Below are 17,121 nucleotides of genomic sequence, written 5' to 3' on the forward strand. Positions count from 1 at the left end.
TCTTGATCATGCGCTGGCCGCCAGAGTGGCGCACCAGGCATGGCCGCGCTCGCTGTGCGCCTGCAGGCGCAGCGACCGGCCGGCCATTTGCGGGCTTATGGTAATGTCCAGGTCGGCCTTTGGCAAAACGCCGGCGCCGCGTTCGGGCCACTCTACCAGGCACAGGGCATCGCCCTGGAAATAATCGCGAATGCCGAGAAACTCCAGCTCCTCAGGATCGACCAGGCGGTACAGATCGAAGTGGAAGGCGCTCACCTCACCCAACTCGTAAGGTTCGACCAGGGTAAAGGTCGGACTTTTAACCGCCCCGGCATGGCCCAGCCCGCGAATAATGCCGCGCGACAGGGTGGTCTTGCCGGCGCCCAGGTCGCCATGCAGGTAGATCACCCCCACGCCGCCCGTCGCCTGGGCAATACGCGCCCCCAGCTCCAGCATGGCTGCCTCATCGGCGGCGAAAAGTTGCACCTCAGACACCTGTGTACTCCCCAAGCAATTGTCCAATAACCCCGCACAGATCACCCGCAGCAATGCTGCCCTGCTGCGCGGCCAGTCGCTCACCGGCCAGGGCATGCAGGTAAACCCCCTGGCTGGCAGCGTCCAGAGCCGGCAGGCCCTGGGCCAGCAGCGCACCAATCAAGCCCGCCAGCACATCCCCCAGGCCGGCGCCGGCCATGGCCGGATGACCACGGTCACAGAGCAGCAGCGCGCCGCCCGGTTCGGCCACCAGGGTGCCGGCGCCTTTCAACACGCAGACGGCCTGATAGCGCTGGGCCAGGGCTCGCGCCGCAGCCGGGCGATCAGTCTGCACCTGGGCCGCCGTACAACCCAGCAGGCGCGCCGCCTCACCAGGATGGGGCGTAATCAGCGTTCCAGCCGGCAAGGTCACGGCGCCCTCGGCCAGCAGATTCAGGGCATCGGCATCCCACACCTGGGGCACCTGAACCAGCGCGGCAGCGGACAACAGACTACGGCCCCAGGCCTGCTGACCCAGCCCTGGGCCGACCACCCAGACGCTGGCGCCCTGACCCAGAGCCCGCAGCTGATTGGCCGAGGCCACCCCGGCAGCCATTACCTCCGGCAGGCGAGCCTGGGCCGCCGACAGATGCTCGGCGCGGGTGGCCAGGCTGACCAACCCGGCGCCACCGCGCAGGGCACTTCCAGCGGCCAGCAGGCCGGCACCGGCAAAGCCGCGATCACCGGCCACCACCAGCACATGGCCAAGCTGGCCCTTGTGTACCGTCGCAGGCCGCGTCGGCAGCCTGGGTACAGTGGCGCCGGCCAGACGCTGGGCGACGCAGGCCTGCAGCGCCAGCAGATCGGGGTCGGCCCGCAGGTCGTCGAACTGCAACTCGCCTACCCAATCCGGTGCCGCGCCGGTAAACAGGCCCAGCTTGAGGCCGATCAGGGTCACCGTCAGTTGTACCCGCACCGCCACGCCGAGCACCTGGCCAGTATCGGCACAGAGCCCGGAGGGGATATCAACCGCCAGGACGGGTAAGCCGCTGGCATTGAGCAGGCGGATGGCCTGGGCATAGGGCTCACGCACTGCGCCCTGCAGGCCGGTGCCAAGCAAGGCATCGAGCACTACGCCCTGCAACACGGAGCATTCGCTCCAAGGTTGCACCGGCACGCCACAGGCCAGGGCCTCGTCCCGCGCCAGGGCGGCATCGCCCTGCAACTGCGCGGACTCCCCCACCGCGAGCACCTGAACCTGCCAACCGGCGCGCTGGGCCAGCGCCGCCACCAGATAACCATCACCGGCGTTATTGCCGCGCCCGGCCAGTACCGTCAGCGCTCCGGCAGCCGGCCAGCGGCGGCGCAGGGCGCGCCAGATGGCATGGGCGGCGCGGCTCATCAGCTCGAAGCCCGGGGTGCCGGCGGCGATCAGGCGGGCATCCAGTTCGCGTACCTGGGCGGCACTGTACAGGGCGGTGGGCAGATTGTCTGGCGATTGCGGCATGCGTCGACTCCGATGTCTGGCAGAATTATACCCACCTCCGCTCCGGTTACCCGCCTTCATATGAACAGTACCGCGCTCGATCTTGCCGCCCTCGCCCAGTCAATCAAGGACTGGGGCCGCGAGCTGGGCTTTCAGCAAGTCGGAATTGCCGATGTGCGGCTGGGCGAACACGAAGCGCACCTGCAGCGCTGGCTGGAGGCCGGCTACCAGGGCGAGATGGACTATATGGCCGCCCATGGCAACAAACGCTCCCACCCGGACGAACTGGTACCTGGCACCCTGCGGGTGGTCTCGCTGCGCATGGACTACCTGCCCGGCGACACCCAGATGGCCCAGCGCCTGAGCCAGCCGGAAAAGGCCTATGTGTCGCGCTATGCCCTGGGCCGCGATTACCACAAGCTGATCCGCAAACGCCTGCAGCAGCTGGCCGAACGTATCAGCGGGCAGATCGGCCCCTTCGGCTACCGCGCCTTTGTCGACAGCGCCCCGGTGCTGGAAAAAGCCATCGCCGAGCAGGCTGGCCTCGGCTGGATTGGCAAGAACACCCTGGTGCTCAACCGCAAGGCCGGCAGCTACTTCTTTCTCGGCGAGCTGTTTGTCGACCTGCCCCTGCCGGTGGATCCGCCCCACGCCAGCGAACACTGCGGGCGCTGCAGCGCCTGCATGGACATCTGCCCCACCGCCGCCTTTGTCGGCCCCTATGTGCTGGATGCGCGGCGCTGTATCTCCTACCTGACCATTGAGTTCAAGGGCTCGATCCCCCTTGATCTGCGCGCCCCCATCGGTAACCGGGTGTTCGGTTGCGACGACTGCCAGATCGTCTGCCCTTGGAACCGCTTCGCCAAGCCCAGCGCCCAGGCCGACTTCCAGCCGCGCCACGGGCTGGACAACGCCGAACTGGCCAGCCTGTTCCTGTGGACAGAAGAGGAATTTCTCAGCCGCACCGAGGGCTCGCCGCTGCGCCGCGCCGGCTACGAGCGCTGGCTGCGCAACCTGGCCGTGGGCCTAGGCAATGCGCCCTCGACCATCCCGGTGCTGGAGGCCCTGGCGGCGCGCCGGGAACACCCCTCCGAGCTGGTGCGCGAGCATGTGGCCTGGGCCCTCGACCAGCATCGCCGGCGCGGCGCCTAAGAGTCGCTGACGTTTGCTCACAAGGCCTGAGACCTCTTAGGGTGGATGGCGCTTTATCCATCCACCAACTGCGACGGTGGATGAAAACAGCGTCATCCACCCTACCCGCTTATTGCGCCGCGCCCTGACGCCCCTTGACCACCAACTGCCCCGGCGTAGTGCCCAGCGCCTGCCATTCGGGGCGGTACATGGATTCCACCTGGGGCGGTGGAATCTGGTAGCGCCCCGGGGTCACGGCGCGGGCCAGGTAGAGCAGGTGGGTGGTGCCATAACCATCCAGGTCAATGGCCGCCACATAGCGGTCGCCGCGGTACTCCTGGTGCTTGATTCGCGCGTTCTGCATCGACTTGCTCCACTCCTGCACCGCGCTGCCGGCATCCTCCAGGCTGGCGGCACTCTGGGCCAGGTTCTGGTTCTCCAGCTCCAGGCCGGCCGGCAGCAGGTCCACCACCAGGGCATCGGGCACCCGCTCCTTGGCCTCCAGGGTCAGGTGCACCAGCACCAGCTCGCCGCTGGGCAGGGCATCCAGGGCCAGGGGGCGGCCGTCCATGCCGAGGTATTCGCGGTGGATGCTGAGGTTCTCGCCGCCGGCGGGCGGCGCCTTGGCCGGGTAGCCGGACAGGGTCAGCTGCTGGTACAGCGGCTCGCTGCCAGGGTTGCGCACCGTCAGCGGCGCGGCCAGTTCGCTGCCCTCCAGCTTAAGAGCGGACTGCGCCGGACTCAGGCTGAAGGCGAAGCTGCCGCTGTTTAGCTCGCCGCGCCAGTCGCCCTCAGGCTTGTTCAGCAGACTGCGCCCGGCCAGGTACAGGGCATTGCGCTCCTGGGTCGACAGCCAGCGCTTGCCGGCCAGGCTGTCAGCCAGGGTAAACAGGCGGTTCTCGCGGCTGCCCGCGGCCAGGTCATGTTCCTCCAGCAACGCGAGGATCAGCGCCTGGTCGCGCAGCTCACTGCCATAGTCGCCCAGCCAGCCGCGGTCACTGCGACTGCGGGCCAGGCCGGCAGCCAGCAGCTCGTCGGCACGGGGCTGGTCGCCCATCTTCTGCAGGGCAATGGCCAGGTGCACCAGGGGCAGCCCGGATTGCGCCTCGCTACGGCGCTCGTGCAGGTTGCGCAGCGCACCCAAGGGCGCCTGCTGACTGCGCGCCAGCACATAGGCGGCGTAGGCCTGCACGGCAAAACGGCTGTGCTCGGCACTGTCGCTGTAGTTGACCTCGATCAGGTGGCGCTCCTGCACATAGCGCAACAGCCGTTCGCTGGCCTTCTTCAGGGCCTCGGGTGGCACGCCAAAGCCCTGCTCGCGGGCCCGCAGGAGAAAATCCGTGACATAGGCGCTAAGCCAGTACTCCTCCTCGGCATCGGCGCCCCACAGGCCGAAGCTGCCGTTGTGCCGCTGCATGCCGAGCAGGCGCTCGATGCCCAGCTCGATGGAGCCTTTGCGTTGCTCATCGGACTCGCCCTCGATGCCCAGGCGCTTGAGGCTGGCCTGGTCGGCATAGAGCGAGGGATAGAGGCCGCTGGTGGTCTGCTCCAGGCAGCCATAGGGATAGGCCTTGAGGGCACGGATCTGCTCGCCCAGGTTCAGCGGCGGACGGCTGGACAGCTGCAGGCGCGCCTCCAGGCCGGCCCGCTCGAACTGCTCCAGCACACCGCTGGGCAGGCTCCAGGCCTGATCCTTGATGACCGCCCGGAAATGCTGCAGCTGCGCCGGATAGGCCGGACGCACGCCCAAGGTCCACTCGCGCTCAAGCGGCGCCAGTTCCTCACTGGGCAGGTTCAGGCCCTCGACCCGCACGCGGATGCGCCCCTGGCCATAGCCGCCCAGAGCCACCACCGGAATCCGCAGCACCGTGCGCTGGCCGGCCGCCAGGCTGATCGGCGCCATGGCCCCAGTGGGGTTCTGCGCCAGGCGCAGCTGGCCTTCGGCACTGAACTGCACATCCAGTTGCTGATCCTGGCCGGACAGGTTGCTCAGATCCAGGGCCAGGGTGGTTTCATCGCCGCCGGCAAGAAAGCGTGGCGTCGACAGCTCGGCAATCAGCGGGGCGGCCACCATGGTCTTGGCCTCTGCCATGCCGAAGTCCTGCTCGCTCCAGGCCTGGGCCATCAGGCGCAATTCGCCATTGAAGTCGGGAATATCCAGGCTGACTTCACCCTCGCCCTGCGCGTTCAGCGCCAGCGCCTGACTCTGCAGGGCGACGATCAGCACGCTGGTATCCGGGCGCTTGCCGCCACCGGCCAGGGCCGCGTCGCCACCGAAGGCCAGCTTGGCCAGACGACCCTGGCCGGCCTCGATCAACTGGCCGTAGACATCCAGCTGGTCCAGGCCATAGGCCTTGCGCCCGAAGAAGTGGGCGAAGGGATCGGGGGTGGCGTATTCGGTGATATTGAGAATGCCGACATCCACCGCTGCCAGCAGCACCTGGGCCTGTTTCGGGATGCTGCCATCGGCGTTGCGCGCCTGCACCTTGACCTTTAGCGGCTGGCTGGGGCGCATCTTCTCCGCTGCGGTGAGGGTCAGCGCCAACTTGCGCGGCGCCCGCTCTAGCGGCAAATGCAGCAGGCCCACGGCGCGCTTGGGCGTGGCATTGCTCTTGCGCTCGCCGGGGCGGATGACCAGCGCGCTGATATACAGGTCGTGCCGCGCCCAATCCTGGGCAATGGGGATATCGAAGGCCTTGCCTTCGGCCGGCACGCTGATTTCCTGCCACCACAACGGCCCGTCGCTGGATTCCACCAGCAGATAGCCGCTGCCGGCGGCTGGTGGGGTGACCGTGACCCGGGCCGTGTCGCCATCGACATAGGCGGGTTTGTCCAGGGCCAGCTTGACCTGATCCGGGCGCACCGCACCGCCCTCGGCGTTGTCCTGCCAGCGGTAACCGGCCCAGAAACGCAGACTGCTGAGCAGCCCGGTCTGGCTGTCGATCACTTCGACGCGATAAGGCCCCCACTCAACCGGAAAGCTGATCTTGGCCGTGCCGCCGGCTGCCACGACCAGGCTTTCCTCGCCCAGGGTGAGAAATTTCTCGCTGTAGTCGTGGCTCCAGCCATCGCTGTCGGAGAAGGTCCAAAAATAGTCGCGGCGCTCGCGCACCAGGCGCACGCTGAGCTGCTCGGCCGCCAGCTTGTTGCCGGCAGCATCGGCCACCAGCAGTTCGAACTCGGCCAGGCTGTCGGCATCCACCTGATCGCCCTCGAACAGCCCGCGCACGCCAGGCAGGCGCTCGGCCGGCCACACCGGCTGGACGATGCGCCGGGTGATGGGACGGCCACCGGACTCCTGCAGGCTGGCCTGCAGGATCAGCTTGAGCGGCGACTTGACCCCGGCCCAGCGGCTGTCGATGCTCAGGCTGGCCTGGCCCTGGTCATCCAGGCTGGTTTCCTCCAGCTCGATATCCTGGCTCAGCTCCGCCTCGGTGACCGAGCCGAACTGGTAGCCCGGCAGGCTGGCCAGCTCGCGCAGGGGGCGCACATAGAGCTGGCCGCTCAAGTGGTTGCCGGCGGCCGGTGCGCCGTACAGGTAGCGCCCACTGACCTGGAACTCGGCATCCTGCGCCGGGTTGTAGGGCACATCGCTGCCCTTGAGTTCCAGGGCCATGCGTTCGGGCAGAAAATCCTCCACCGAAAACTCGTAAAGCTGCGGCGCCTCACCGCCCAGGTCGAACAACAGCTGCCAGCGCCCGGTGGGCGCTTCCTCGGCCAGTTGCAGCTGGTACTGGTACAGCCCGGACTTATCGGCCTGCCAGACGAACTTGCGGCTGACCTGCTCATCCGGCCGGCGTACCTCCACATGCACCGGCTGGGCCGGCACGCTGCGGCCATCGGCATCACGCAGCAGGCCGTTGAGCAATACCGTTTCGCCGGGGCGATACAGGTCCCGCGGGCCAAACACGAAGAATTGCAACGGCTGGGCCTTGGGCCCGGCGATATCGAACTCGGCCAGGTCCAGGGCCGGCGTGTTCAGCCGTAACAGGCTGGTCTGCCCGCCCTGCTGGGCCAGCAGCACCTGAGCCTTGGCCACCAGAGGCAACTGGGCATGACCCTGCTGATCGGTACGGCCCTCGGCCAGCAACTGCCCCTTGTCATCCAGCAGGCTCAGCTGCACCGCCTCCAGGGCCTTGCCACCCTCCAGAGCCTGGGTGAAGACATCCAGCTGGCTCCGCGAGCGGTGCGCGGACAGGCCAATATCACTGAGGCTGAACAGCGTGGCTGGCTGCGAATAGGCGTAGCTGCCGGCGGCACGCATCACCGCCAGGTAGACCCCGGGTTGTTGCAGGGCATCCAGACCGGCAATCGGCAGCAACAGGGTCTCGCGGGTATTACGTGCCGGGTTCAGATCGAAGCGCCCACCGTACACCAGCTCGGCCATGGGCAGCAGCTGGCGCGCCTCCCAGGTGTCCAGGTTGCTGCTGCGCCCCCAGCGGGCGAGAAACTGCGGCAGGGCCTCGGGTTTGATGCGGAAGAACTCCACATTGACCTTGTCCACATTCAGGGCGATCACCGGCAGGCCTTCGGCCAGGCGGGTGGGCAGCAGCGAGCCACGGCTGGCAAAGCCAACGCTGGGCTGCAGGTCGCGGGTCTTGATCTGGCTGCTGTATTCCCTGGCCAGGCTCTGACCACTGAGCCCGCGCAGGCCGGCATCCACGGTCAGCAACAGCTTGCGCTTGGGCTCCAGGGGGCGCAGGCGCAACTCCATCAGGTTATCGGACAACTCCCAGGCGCCATCCACCTTGCCGCTGACACTGTCCACCAGATGCAGGCGCTCGGCGAACTTCTGCTGCGGGTCCAGGGGCACGGAAAAACTCAGGGCCAGGGTACTGGCTCCTTCCAGCTGGATTTCCGAGGCATCCACCACGGTCAGCTCGCGCCCCGCGTAACGGGCCGCCAGGGCCTTGAGATCGGCCTGCGGCCGCGGCTGTGCGGGATCTGCAGCGACCGCTTCGGTGGTACTGACCTTGGCCGGCTCGGGGGTGGAGGAATCACAGGCGCTGAGCAGGCTCAGCAGCAGGGCCAGAAGCAGTCCTTTGTTCGGCATGGGGGCTCCAGAAGCTGGTGGAAGGTACAGGTCAGACACTATAGTCGAGCCCCCAGCGGGCGGCGCCAAGGTCCGTCACAGAATCTTGTCTCAGGAGCCCTTCGCGCCCATGTCCACGCTGCTCGACGCCTGGCGCCACGCCCCGACCCAACGCAAGGTCTGGGCCCTGGCGGCGCCGATGATCCTGTCCAACCTCTCGGTGCCCCTGGTGGCCCTGGTGGACAGCGCGGTGATCGGCCACCTGCCCCACGCCCATCAGCTGGCCGCAGTGGCCGTAGGCGGCAGCCTCTATACCCTGCTGACCTGGGCCAGCGGCTTTCTGCGCATGGGCACCACCGGCTTCGCCGCCCAGGCCGCCGGCCGCAGCGATGGCGCCGCGCTGCGCCAGGTGCTGCTGCAGGCCCTGTTGCTCGGCGCTTTGCTGGCGCTGCTGCTGATTGGCCTGGCCCTGCCCTTCGCCGGCGCGGCCCTTGACCTGATGCAGCCCTCGGCGCAGCTGGACGAGTTGGCCCGCAGTTATTTGCAGATTCGCCTGCTCGGGCTGCCCGCAGCACTGGCCACCTACGCCCTGGTTGGCTGGCTACTGGGCACGCAGAACGCACGCGGGCCGCTGGCCATTCTGCTGACCACCAACCTTTTGAATGTTGCCCTTGATCTGCTGTTTGTCCTCGGCCTGCACTGGGGTGTGGCGGGCGCGGCCTGGGCCTCGGTGATCGCCGAGTGGAGCGGCGCCCTGCTTGGCCTGTACCTGGCCCGGCGCACGCTGCGCAATCTAAGCGGACGCATCGACTGGCCGGCCCTGGGCCGCTGGCTCAGCTGGCGACCGCTGCTGGCGGTCAACCGCGATATCTTTATCCGCACCCTGGCCCTACAACTGGTGTTCTTTCTGCTCACCGTGCAGGGCACCCGCCTGGGTGAAGCCACCGTTGCGGCCAATGCCCTGCTGCTCAACGGTCTGTTGCTCACTGCCCACGCCCTGGACGGCCTGGCCCATGCGGTGGAGGCCCTGTGCGGGCATGCCCTAGGCGCCCGCGACCGCCTGGCTCTACGGCGCAGCCTGCTGGTGGCTGGGGCCTGGTCGCTGCTGGCCAGCCTGGGGTTCGCCCTGTTCTTTCTGCTCGGCGGCCAGTTGTTTATTGGCCTGCAGACCAACATCCCCAGCGTGCGCGAAACGGCCTTCGTCTACCTGCCCTACCTGGCCCTGCTGCCGCTGCTGGCAGTGTGGAGCTACCTACTCGACGGCCTGTTTATCGGCGCCACCCGCGCCCGGGAAATGCGCGACGCCATGCTCCTGGCCCTGCTGCTGACCCTGCCCCTGGCCTGGGCGCTGCAGCCATTGGGCAACCATGGCCTGTGGCTGAGTTTTCTGGCCTTTATGGCCCTGCGCAGCCTGTGCCTGGGTGGCTATGCCTGGCAGCTACACCGTCGCAACCTGTGGCTGGCGCCCGCTGCCAAGGACACAGCAGCGAACCTGCACTGATCGCCGCACGCCACCGGGGACAGTCGATTGCGCCCAAAGCCCGGCGCATTTGCCCGCAAAGCCCCGCTCTGCTAGTGTCGCGCCGGTCAAATCCGCCGCCTGCGAGTACGCCGCCATGGCCCGTAAAAAAGCCGCCCTCGACTTCGAGCAATCCCTGAGCGATCTGCAGCAACTGGTCGAGCGCCTGGAAACCGGCGAGCTGTCGCTGGAGGACTCGCTGAGCGCCTTCGAACAGGGCATTGGCCTGACCCGCGACTGCCAGGCGGCCCTGGCCCAGGCCGAGCAGAAGGTGCTGATCCTCATGGAGCGTGACGGCGAACTGCAACCCGCTCCTTTCGATCCGGATCCACAGGCATGATCGCGGCCTACCAGGCGCGCTGTCAGGCGCGGGTCGATGCGGCGCTCGATGACCGGTTACAGCCCCCCCGCGCCGAACTGGAGCGGCTCTACCAGGCCATGCGCTACAGCGTGATGAACGGTGGCAAACGGGTGCGCCCACTGCTTGTGTACGCCGCCTGCGAGGCCCTCGGCGGCGACCTTGATCGCGCCGATGGCGCCGCCTGCGCGGTGGAGCTGATCCATGCCTACTCCCTGGTGCATGACGATTTGCCGGCCATGGACGACGACGACCTGCGCCGTGGCCAACCCACCACCCACAAGGCCTTCGATGAAGCCTGCGCCATCCTCGCCGGTGACGGCCTGCAGAGCCTGGCCTTCGAGGCCTTGAGCGATGCCCGCGGCAACCCGCCAAGCGCCGAATTACGCCTGGCCATGCTGGCCTGCCTGGGCCGGGCCGCCGGCCCCGCCGGCATGGTCGGCGGCCAGGCCATCGACCTTGGCGCGGTAGGCAGCCAGCTCGATCAGGCTGCCCTGGAGCTGATGCACCGGCACAAGACCGGCGCCCTGATCGAAGCCAGCGTGCAGCTCGGCGCCCTGGCCAGCGGCCGCGCCGATGAGCATGCACTCAAAGCCCTGCACAGCTATGCCCGCGCCATCGGCCTGGCCTTCCAGGTACAGGACGATATCCTCGACGTGGAAAGCGATACCGCCACCCTGGGCAAAACCCAGGGCAAGGATGAGGCCAACCACAAGCCCACCTACCCAGCCCTGCTCGGTCTCGACGCGGCCAAGGCCTACGCCCTGGAGCTGCGCGACCAGGCCCTGCACGCGTTGCGCCCCTTCGATTCAGACGCCGAGCCGTTGCGCGAGCTGGCCCGTTTTATCGTCGAACGACGCAACTGATTGTCCGGAGCTGCGCCTCTGCCAAGGGGCCACAGCCCTTGTCAAACGGGCCTGCTGCTTGTTGCTTAAAGCTTGCGGCTACTTTCAGGTAAACTGCCGCATCTTTTGCACCTGATAACGACCCACCCGATGCCGACGACCTTCCACGAGATCCCCCGTGAACGCCCGCTGACGCCCCTTCTAGACCGCGCCAACACGCCGGATGAGCTGCGCCGTCTGGGTGAGGCCGAGCTGGAAACCCTGGCCGACGAGCTGCGTCAGTACCTGCTGTACACGGTGGGCCAGACTGGCGGGCATTTTGGCGCGGGCCTCGGCGTGATCGAGTTGACCGTGGCCCTGCATTACGTCTTCGACACCCCGGACGACCGCCTGGTGTGGGATGTGGGCCATCAGGCCTATCCGCACAAGATCCTCACCGGCCGCCGCGAACAGATGGCCAGCCTGCGCCAGAAGGACGGCATCGCCGCCTTCCCGCGCCGCTCGGAAAGCGAATACGACACCTTCGGCGTCGGCCACTCCAGCACCAGCATCAGCGCGGCGCTGGGCATGGCCATCGCCGCCCGCCTGCAGGGCAGCCGGCGCAAGAGTGTGGCGGTGATCGGCGATGGCGCCCTGACCGCCGGCATGGCCTTCGAGGCGCTGAACCATGCCAGCGACGTCAACGCCAACATGCTGGTGATCCTCAACGACAACGACATGTCGATCTCCAAGAATGTCGGCGGCCTGTCCAACTACCTGGCCAAGATCATCTCCAGCCGCACCTACGCCAGCATGCGCGAAGGCAGCAAGAAGATCCTCTCGCGCCTGCCCGGCGCCTGGGAGATCGCGCGCAAGGTCGAGGAACACGCCAAGGGCATGCTGGTGCCCGGCACCCTGTTCGAGGAACTGGGCTGGAACTATATCGGCCCCATCGATGGCCACGACCTGCCGACCCTGTTGGCGACGCTGCGCAATATGCGCGACCTGGAAGGCCCGCAGTTCCTCCATGTGATCACCAAGAAGGGCAAGGGCTTCGCCCCGGCCGAGCTTGACCCCATCGGCTACCACGCCATCACCAAGCTCGACCCGATCAACAAGCCCCAGGGCGAGCCGAAGAAGGCCGCCGGGCCGAAATATTCCGCCGTGTTCGGCCAGTGGCTGTGCGATATGGCCGCCCAGGACGAGCGCCTGGTGGGCATTACCCCGGCGATGAAGGAAGGCTCGGACCTGGTGGCCTTCAGCGAGCGCTACCCGGCGCGCTACTTCGATGTGGCCATTGCCGAACAGCACGCCGTGACCCTGGCCGCTGGCATGGCCTGCGAAGGCGCCAAGCCGGTGGTGGCGATCTACTCCACCTTCCTGCAGCGCGCCTATGACCAGCTGATTCACGATGTGGCGGTACAGAACCTCGACGTGCTGTTCGCCATCGACCGCGCCGGCCTGGTCGGCGAAGACGGCCCGACCCACGCCGGCAGCTTCGATCTGTCCTACCTGCGCTGCATCCCCGGCATGCTGCTGATGACCCCCAGCGACGAAAACGAACTGCGCCGCATGCTCAGCACCGGCCACCTGTACAACGGCCCGGCCGCCGTGCGCTACCCCCGCGGCAGCGGTTCCAATGCCGCCATCGAGCCCGGCCTGGAACCTCTGGAAATCGGCAAGGGCATGGTTCGTCGCCAGGGCAAGCAAACCGCACTGCTGGTCTTCGGCGTACAGCTGGCCGAGGCCCTCAAGGTGGGCGAGGTTTTGGATGCGACTGTGGTCGATATGCGCTTTGTCAAACCCCTGGACGAAGCCCTGCTGCGCCAACTGGCCGCCGAGCATCAGCTGCTGGTGAGCATCGAGGAGAACAGCATCATGGGCGGTGCAGGCAGTGCCGTCAGCGAATTCCTCGCCGGCGAGAACATCCTCAAACCGATGCTCCACCTGGGCCTGCCGGACTATTACGTCGAACACGCCAAGCCGGCGCAGATGCTGGCCGAATGCGGGCTGGACGCCGCCGGCATCGAAGCCGCCATTCGCGAGCGCCTGGCCAGCCTTTGAGCATGAATACCGCTCATCCCTGGCTGAGCCTGACTTGCTTGTAATTCATCCAGCCGCGCATTAAGGTGCGCGGCGTTTTACTTCCGCCAAGGTGCGCCCCTGTTCTGGGCGTTAAACGGGAAGCCGGTGCGCTTGAACAAGCCATCCCGGCACTGCCCCCGCAACGGTAATTGACCGCAGGCATTCCTGCACGCCGCCTTACAAGCCACTGGAGCAATCCGGGAAGGCGAGGCGGCGAGGGTCGAGAGTCCGGAGACCGGCCTGGCTGGATGTGACTGGTGTTGCGGAGGGCATCACCGTCAAGCTCAGGCGCTGCCCGCACGCCCGTTCTTGCCTCTGCCCTTCTCAAAAGTCTTCCGACCTTTTGAGGATTCTCTACGTGAAATTGTCCCGCCTTGCCTTGGCTGTAGCTCTGCTGCCGCTGGCTGCTCATGCTGACTCATTCGAAGTGCAGCCATTGGTTGTGACCTCCGGGCGGCAGGCCGAGCCGATCGAGCAAACAACTGCTGCCACCACGGTATTTACCCGCCCGGACATCGAACGCCTGCAAGTGCGCAGCGTGCCCGAACTGCTAAACCGTGTACCCGGCATTTCTATCGTACAGAACGGCGGTCGCGGCAGCCTGACCAGCGTGTTTATGCGGGGCGCCAATGCCAATCAGACATTGGTACTCATTGATGGCGTACGCCTTAACGCGGCCGCCAGTGGCCTGGCCCGCCTGGAGTTTCTGAGCCCCGAACAGATAGAGCGGGTTGAGGTGGTACGCGGCCCCCGCTCGGCGCTTTATGGCGCCGACGCCATCGGCGGGGTTATCCAGATTTTCACACGCCGTGGCGAAGCTGGACTGCAGCCACGCCTGAGCCTGTCCGCAGGCACTCAGCAGACCTTCGAGCGCAGCCTAGGTATTTCCGGCGGCAACGAACAAACTCGCTTCGACCTAGGCGCCAGCCTCGACGAAAGCGCAGGCTTTGACCGCTCCGAAGATTCCCGAGGGCGCGATGGCGACCACGATGGCATGCGCCGCAAAGCCCTTAATCTTAGTGTTGAGCATCGCTTTCATGAGCGCTTGAAGGGCGGCTTCAATTTGCTCGATCAGCGCGGCGACACCGAATATGACGACCTGTTCAGCTTCGATCCGGGCAACCCCAGCGAACGCTTCAGCCTATCCAGCGTCGCGGGCCACTTGGAAGCTCAGCTTCTGGATGCCTGGAGCAGTCGCGTGGAAATCGGCCATGTCGAAGACAAGAGCGACAACCGCGATGACTTCAACGCGTCGAACAACTTTGCCTTCAACACCTACCGCGACTCCGCCAGCTGGCTGAACACCCTGACCCTGGGCGAGGCTCATCAGCTGCTGCTCGGCGCGGACTGGTATGAAGACCGCCTCACCAGCAGCACCGCCTTCAGCAGAAATGAGCGCTGGAACCAGGCAGCTTTCGCCCAGCATCGCTTTCAGGGTGATGGCTTCGCCACCGAATTGGGCCTACGCCATGACGACAACGAACAGTTCGGCAGCGAAAGCACGCTAAACGCGGCGCTGACCCTCAACCTCAGCCAACAACTGGATCTTTTGCTCAGCTATGGCGAAGGCTTCCACGCACCGACCTTCAATGACCTGTACTTCCCAACGTCAGCGTTTTACGGCGGCAATCCGGATCTCGCACCCGAGCGCTCGAAAACCTATGAAGTGCAATTACGCGGCGAACATCTGAATACCCTCTGGAGCCTTGCCGCGTATCGCACCGACGTAAAAAACCTGATTACCGTAGTCAGTGACCCAGTGACTTTCTTCAGCCAACCGCAGAACGTCAGTCAAGCACGCCTGCAGGGCCTGGAGCTGAGCCTTGAACGCAACCTGCTGGGCTGGCAGGCTGTCTTGGCCGCTGGCTGGGTCGATCCACGTGATCGTGAAAGCGGGCATACCTTGCCGAGACGCGCCAAGCACAGCCTCAACCTGGATCTTGATCGTCAATTCGGCAACTTTGCCGCAGGCCTGACCTGGCAAGCGGTTTCCAGCCGTTACGACGACCCTGCGAATACACGCGAAATGGCCGGTTATGGCCTCCTGGGCCTGCGCGGCAGCTGGCAAATGAATAAAGAGCTGCAATGGCAGGTGAAAATCGACAACCTGCTGGACAAAGGCTACAGCCTGGCGACCTACAGCCGCCCGAACGATGCGTTCTTCAATAGCGTGACGCGCTATGGCTTCCAAGAGGAAGGCCGTAGCGCGATGCTATCGCTGACCTGGACGCCTGCCATTTAAGGGGTTGGCGTATGCAGCCGCTCGACTGCATACGCCTTAAACCCGCACGCCACGGGCTAAATTCTATGCGTAGAAGAATCTGCTCAGCGCGCCGCCCCCAAGCGCTCGCATAATTTACCCAGCGCCCCCAGCATCTGGAAACTCGGCCGTTCCAGGCCATCGTCCGGCACCAACCAGAGCTGCTCACGCTCAACCGCGGCCAGACCAGGCCAGATACGCCAGGCGTCCAGCTGCCCTTGCGCACCGGCCAGAATCACCTCGGGATTGCGTGCCAGCACCGCCTCCACGCTGACCTGGGGTGCGGGCAGGGAGAGCTCGGCAAAGATATTCTCGGCACCACAGACGCCCAGGGCATCGCTGATGATCTGCTGCCCGCCAAGGGTATACAGCGGCACATCCCAGACCTGATAGAACAGACGCAGCGGCCGGGATCGGGCATAACGCTGACGCAGCTCTGCCAGGCCCCGATTGAAGCGGGCCTGCAAGCGCCGCCCCTGCTCGGCGCGACCAATACGCTGGCCCACCTCGGCGAACTGCTCGGCCAGCCCCGTCAGTTTGCGCGGTTCCACCACCCATAGCTGCAAACCCATGGCCTGCAGTTGCTGGCGCTGAGCCATGCTGATGCTGTCCGGCCCCAGCACCAGCAAGTCGGGCTGCAAACGCAGCAGGCTCTCCATCTCCAGCTGACCGAACTGCCCCACCGACGGCAGATGGGCCAGCTGTGGCGGGCGCACGCCACCATCGAGCAGGCCCACCAGCAGCTCGCCGGCGTCCAGTTCGAGCATGATTTCCGTGACGGAGGGGGCCAGGCTGACCACCCGTTCGACGGCCGTTACAGGCCAGGCCAGTAGCGTCAGCAGGCAGACAAGCAGCCCGCGCATCAACTCAGTTGTGCGGGAATGCGATAGAGGTAGAGCAATACCACGCTGGCCAGGGCCAGAAGGATCAGGGGTATGGCCTCCAGCCCGGCAAACACCGCTACAGCAGCGACCCAGGCCGGCAGCGCGGCACCGAGCATGGCCTGGCGGCGCACCCGGGCCAGGGCCAGCCAGGCGTCATGCTCTTCGGGGTTGTTCAACGCCTGCTCGGTGGCGATCAGGGCGCGCTTGTAGACGGAAAACAGCGGCAGGCTGACAAACATCGAGGCCAGCCCGGCGATAAACAGCGGCATGGTCAGTATCCCGACCTGGGTACCACTGCCAAACGCCAAGTTCAGCACAAACAGCGGCGCCAGAGTCACCCCGAGAAAGCGCCACCACTCCAGCGCCAGGCGCCGGCGCACCTGTGCGCGGGTCACAGGCTCTCCTCGACCTCGCCCTGATGCAGGCTGCCGAGCATATGCCCAAGCTTGCCGGCCTTGGTGGCGAGGTATTTGCGGTTATGCGGGTTGTGCTCGATCTGCAGGGGCACCCGGGTCGCCACGCTGATGCCCATATCGCCCAGGGCCTTGACCTTGCGCGGGTTGTTGGTCATCAGCTTGAGCTGGGTGATGCCCAGATGATCGAGCATCGGCAGGCAGATGGCATAGTCGCGCTGGTCGGCACCGAAGCCCAGACGCTCATTGGCCTCCACCGTATCGGCGCCACCATCCTGCAACTCATAGGCGCGGATCTTGTTCAGCAGACCAATGCCACGCCCTTCCTGGCGCAGGTACAGCAAGACGCCACGCCCTTCCTTGGCGATGGCACGCAACGCGGCTTCCAGCTGAAAACCGCAGTCGCAACGCAGGCTGAACAGCGCATCGCCGGTCAGGCACTCGGAATGCAGGCGGCCCAACACCGGCGCACCATCGGCCACTTCGCCGAAGGTCAGGGCGACGTGCTCCTTGCCGGTGGCTTCTTCGAGAAAGCCATGCATGGTGAACACACCAAAGGGCGTGGGCAGCTGGGAGGCGGCGACAAACACGACGGACACCGGATGCTCCTAAAGAAATGGCGAAAATGCAGGGTCGGCATTGTAACAGCAGGCCCGGCCAGGGGGTCAGCCTGAAT

At 66.1% G+C, this 17,121-nt stretch carries 12 protein-coding genes and 1 riboswitch; of the genes, 6 read left to right on the plus strand and 6 right to left on the minus strand.

The window, feature by feature from the left end; translation table 11 throughout:
* Nucleotides 1–6: 6 nt before the first annotated feature.
* Nucleotides 7–474 (minus strand): tRNA (adenosine(37)-N6)-threonylcarbamoyltransferase complex ATPase subunit type 1 TsaE, encoded by a 468-nt coding sequence (gene tsaE / locus GJV18_RS16575; protein WP_160347602.1) that lies wholly within the window; start codon nucleotides 472–474, stop codon nucleotides 7–9.
* Nucleotides 467–1,960, minus strand: coding sequence for an NAD(P)H-hydrate dehydratase (locus GJV18_RS16580; RefSeq protein WP_160347603.1), 1,494 nt, complete (start codon nucleotides 1,958–1,960; stop codon nucleotides 467–469). The genes tsaE and GJV18_RS16580 overlap by 8 nt, the downstream gene beginning before the upstream one ends.
* 60 nt (nucleotides 1,961–2,020) lie before the next feature.
* On the opposite strand from GJV18_RS16580, the gene queG reads away from it, so the two are divergent.
* The gene (gene queG / locus GJV18_RS16585; protein ID WP_160347604.1) at nucleotides 2,021–3,091 is read left to right on the plus strand and encodes a tRNA epoxyqueuosine(34) reductase QueG; all 1,071 of its coding nucleotides are present in this window, start codon (nucleotides 2,021–2,023) and stop codon (nucleotides 3,089–3,091) included.
* A 109-nt stretch (nucleotides 3,092–3,200) separates the two neighbouring features.
* Here queG and GJV18_RS16590 read toward each other — a convergent pair whose 3' ends face one another.
* Nucleotides 3,201–8,123 carry an alpha-2-macroglobulin family protein gene (locus tag GJV18_RS16590; RefSeq protein WP_160347605.1) on the minus strand — a complete coding sequence of 1,641 codons (4,923 nt, stop codon included), beginning with the start codon at nucleotides 8,121–8,123 and terminating at the stop codon, nucleotides 3,201–3,203.
* A gap of 109 nt (nucleotides 8,124–8,232) precedes the next feature.
* Here GJV18_RS16590 and GJV18_RS16595 point away from each other — a divergent pair, with 109 nt between their 5' ends.
* The 5 genes from GJV18_RS16595 (at nucleotide 8,233) to GJV18_RS16615 (ending at nucleotide 15,130) form a co-directional block, all read left to right on the plus strand.
* A complete protein-coding gene (locus tag GJV18_RS16595) occupies nucleotides 8,233–9,603 on the plus strand; it encodes an MATE family efflux transporter (protein ID WP_160347606.1) in 1,371 nt (456 codons plus the stop codon).
* Nucleotides 9,604–9,718: 115 nt separating this feature from the next.
* The gene (locus GJV18_RS16600; protein ID WP_160347607.1) at nucleotides 9,719–9,961 is read left to right on the plus strand and encodes an exodeoxyribonuclease VII small subunit; all 243 of its coding nucleotides are present in this window, start codon (nucleotides 9,719–9,721) and stop codon (nucleotides 9,959–9,961) included.
* Nucleotides 9,958–10,845: a (2E,6E)-farnesyl diphosphate synthase gene (ispA, locus tag GJV18_RS16605; RefSeq protein ID WP_160347608.1), complete on the plus strand. Its 888-nt coding sequence runs from the start codon at nucleotides 9,958–9,960 to the stop codon at nucleotides 10,843–10,845. The genes GJV18_RS16600 and ispA overlap by 4 nt, the downstream gene beginning before the upstream one ends.
* A 129-nt stretch (nucleotides 10,846–10,974) precedes the next feature.
* A complete protein-coding gene (dxs, locus tag GJV18_RS16610) occupies nucleotides 10,975–12,867 on the plus strand; it encodes a 1-deoxy-D-xylulose-5-phosphate synthase (protein ID WP_160347609.1) in 1,893 nt (630 codons plus the stop codon).
* A 72-nt stretch (nucleotides 12,868–12,939) separates the two neighbouring features.
* Nucleotides 12,940–13,146: riboswitch (cobalamin riboswitch) on the plus strand.
* 100 nt (nucleotides 13,147–13,246) lie between these two features.
* Entirely contained in the window at nucleotides 13,247–15,130 is a 1,884-nt protein-coding gene (locus GJV18_RS16615; protein WP_160347687.1) for a TonB-dependent receptor domain-containing protein, read from the plus strand.
* Nucleotides 15,131–15,213: 83 nt separating this feature from the next.
* Here GJV18_RS16615 and GJV18_RS16620 read toward each other — a convergent pair whose 3' ends face one another.
* The 3 genes from GJV18_RS16620 to ribA are packed head-to-tail and all read right to left on the minus strand — an operon-like array spanning nucleotide 15,214 to nucleotide 17,044.
* Nucleotides 15,214–16,011: a cobalamin-binding protein gene (locus tag GJV18_RS16620; protein ID WP_178113466.1), complete on the minus strand. Its 798-nt coding sequence runs from the start codon at nucleotides 16,009–16,011 to the stop codon at nucleotides 15,214–15,216.
* Complete coding sequence (locus GJV18_RS16625) at nucleotides 16,011–16,427, minus strand: MFS transporter (protein WP_160347611.1); 417 nt, start codon at nucleotides 16,425–16,427, stop codon at nucleotides 16,011–16,013. The genes GJV18_RS16620 and GJV18_RS16625 overlap by 1 nt, the downstream gene beginning before the upstream one ends.
* Nucleotides 16,424–17,044 carry a GTP cyclohydrolase II gene (ribA, locus tag GJV18_RS16630; protein WP_160347612.1) on the minus strand — a complete coding sequence of 207 codons (621 nt, stop codon included), beginning with the start codon at nucleotides 17,042–17,044 and terminating at the stop codon, nucleotides 16,424–16,426. The genes GJV18_RS16625 and ribA overlap by 4 nt, the downstream gene beginning before the upstream one ends.
* Nucleotides 17,045–17,121 lie beyond the last annotated feature (77 nt).

Source organism: Pseudomonas xionganensis, assembly GCF_009763245.1.
Lineage (GTDB): Bacteria > Pseudomonadota > Gammaproteobacteria > Pseudomonadales > Pseudomonadaceae > Aquipseudomonas > Aquipseudomonas xionganensis.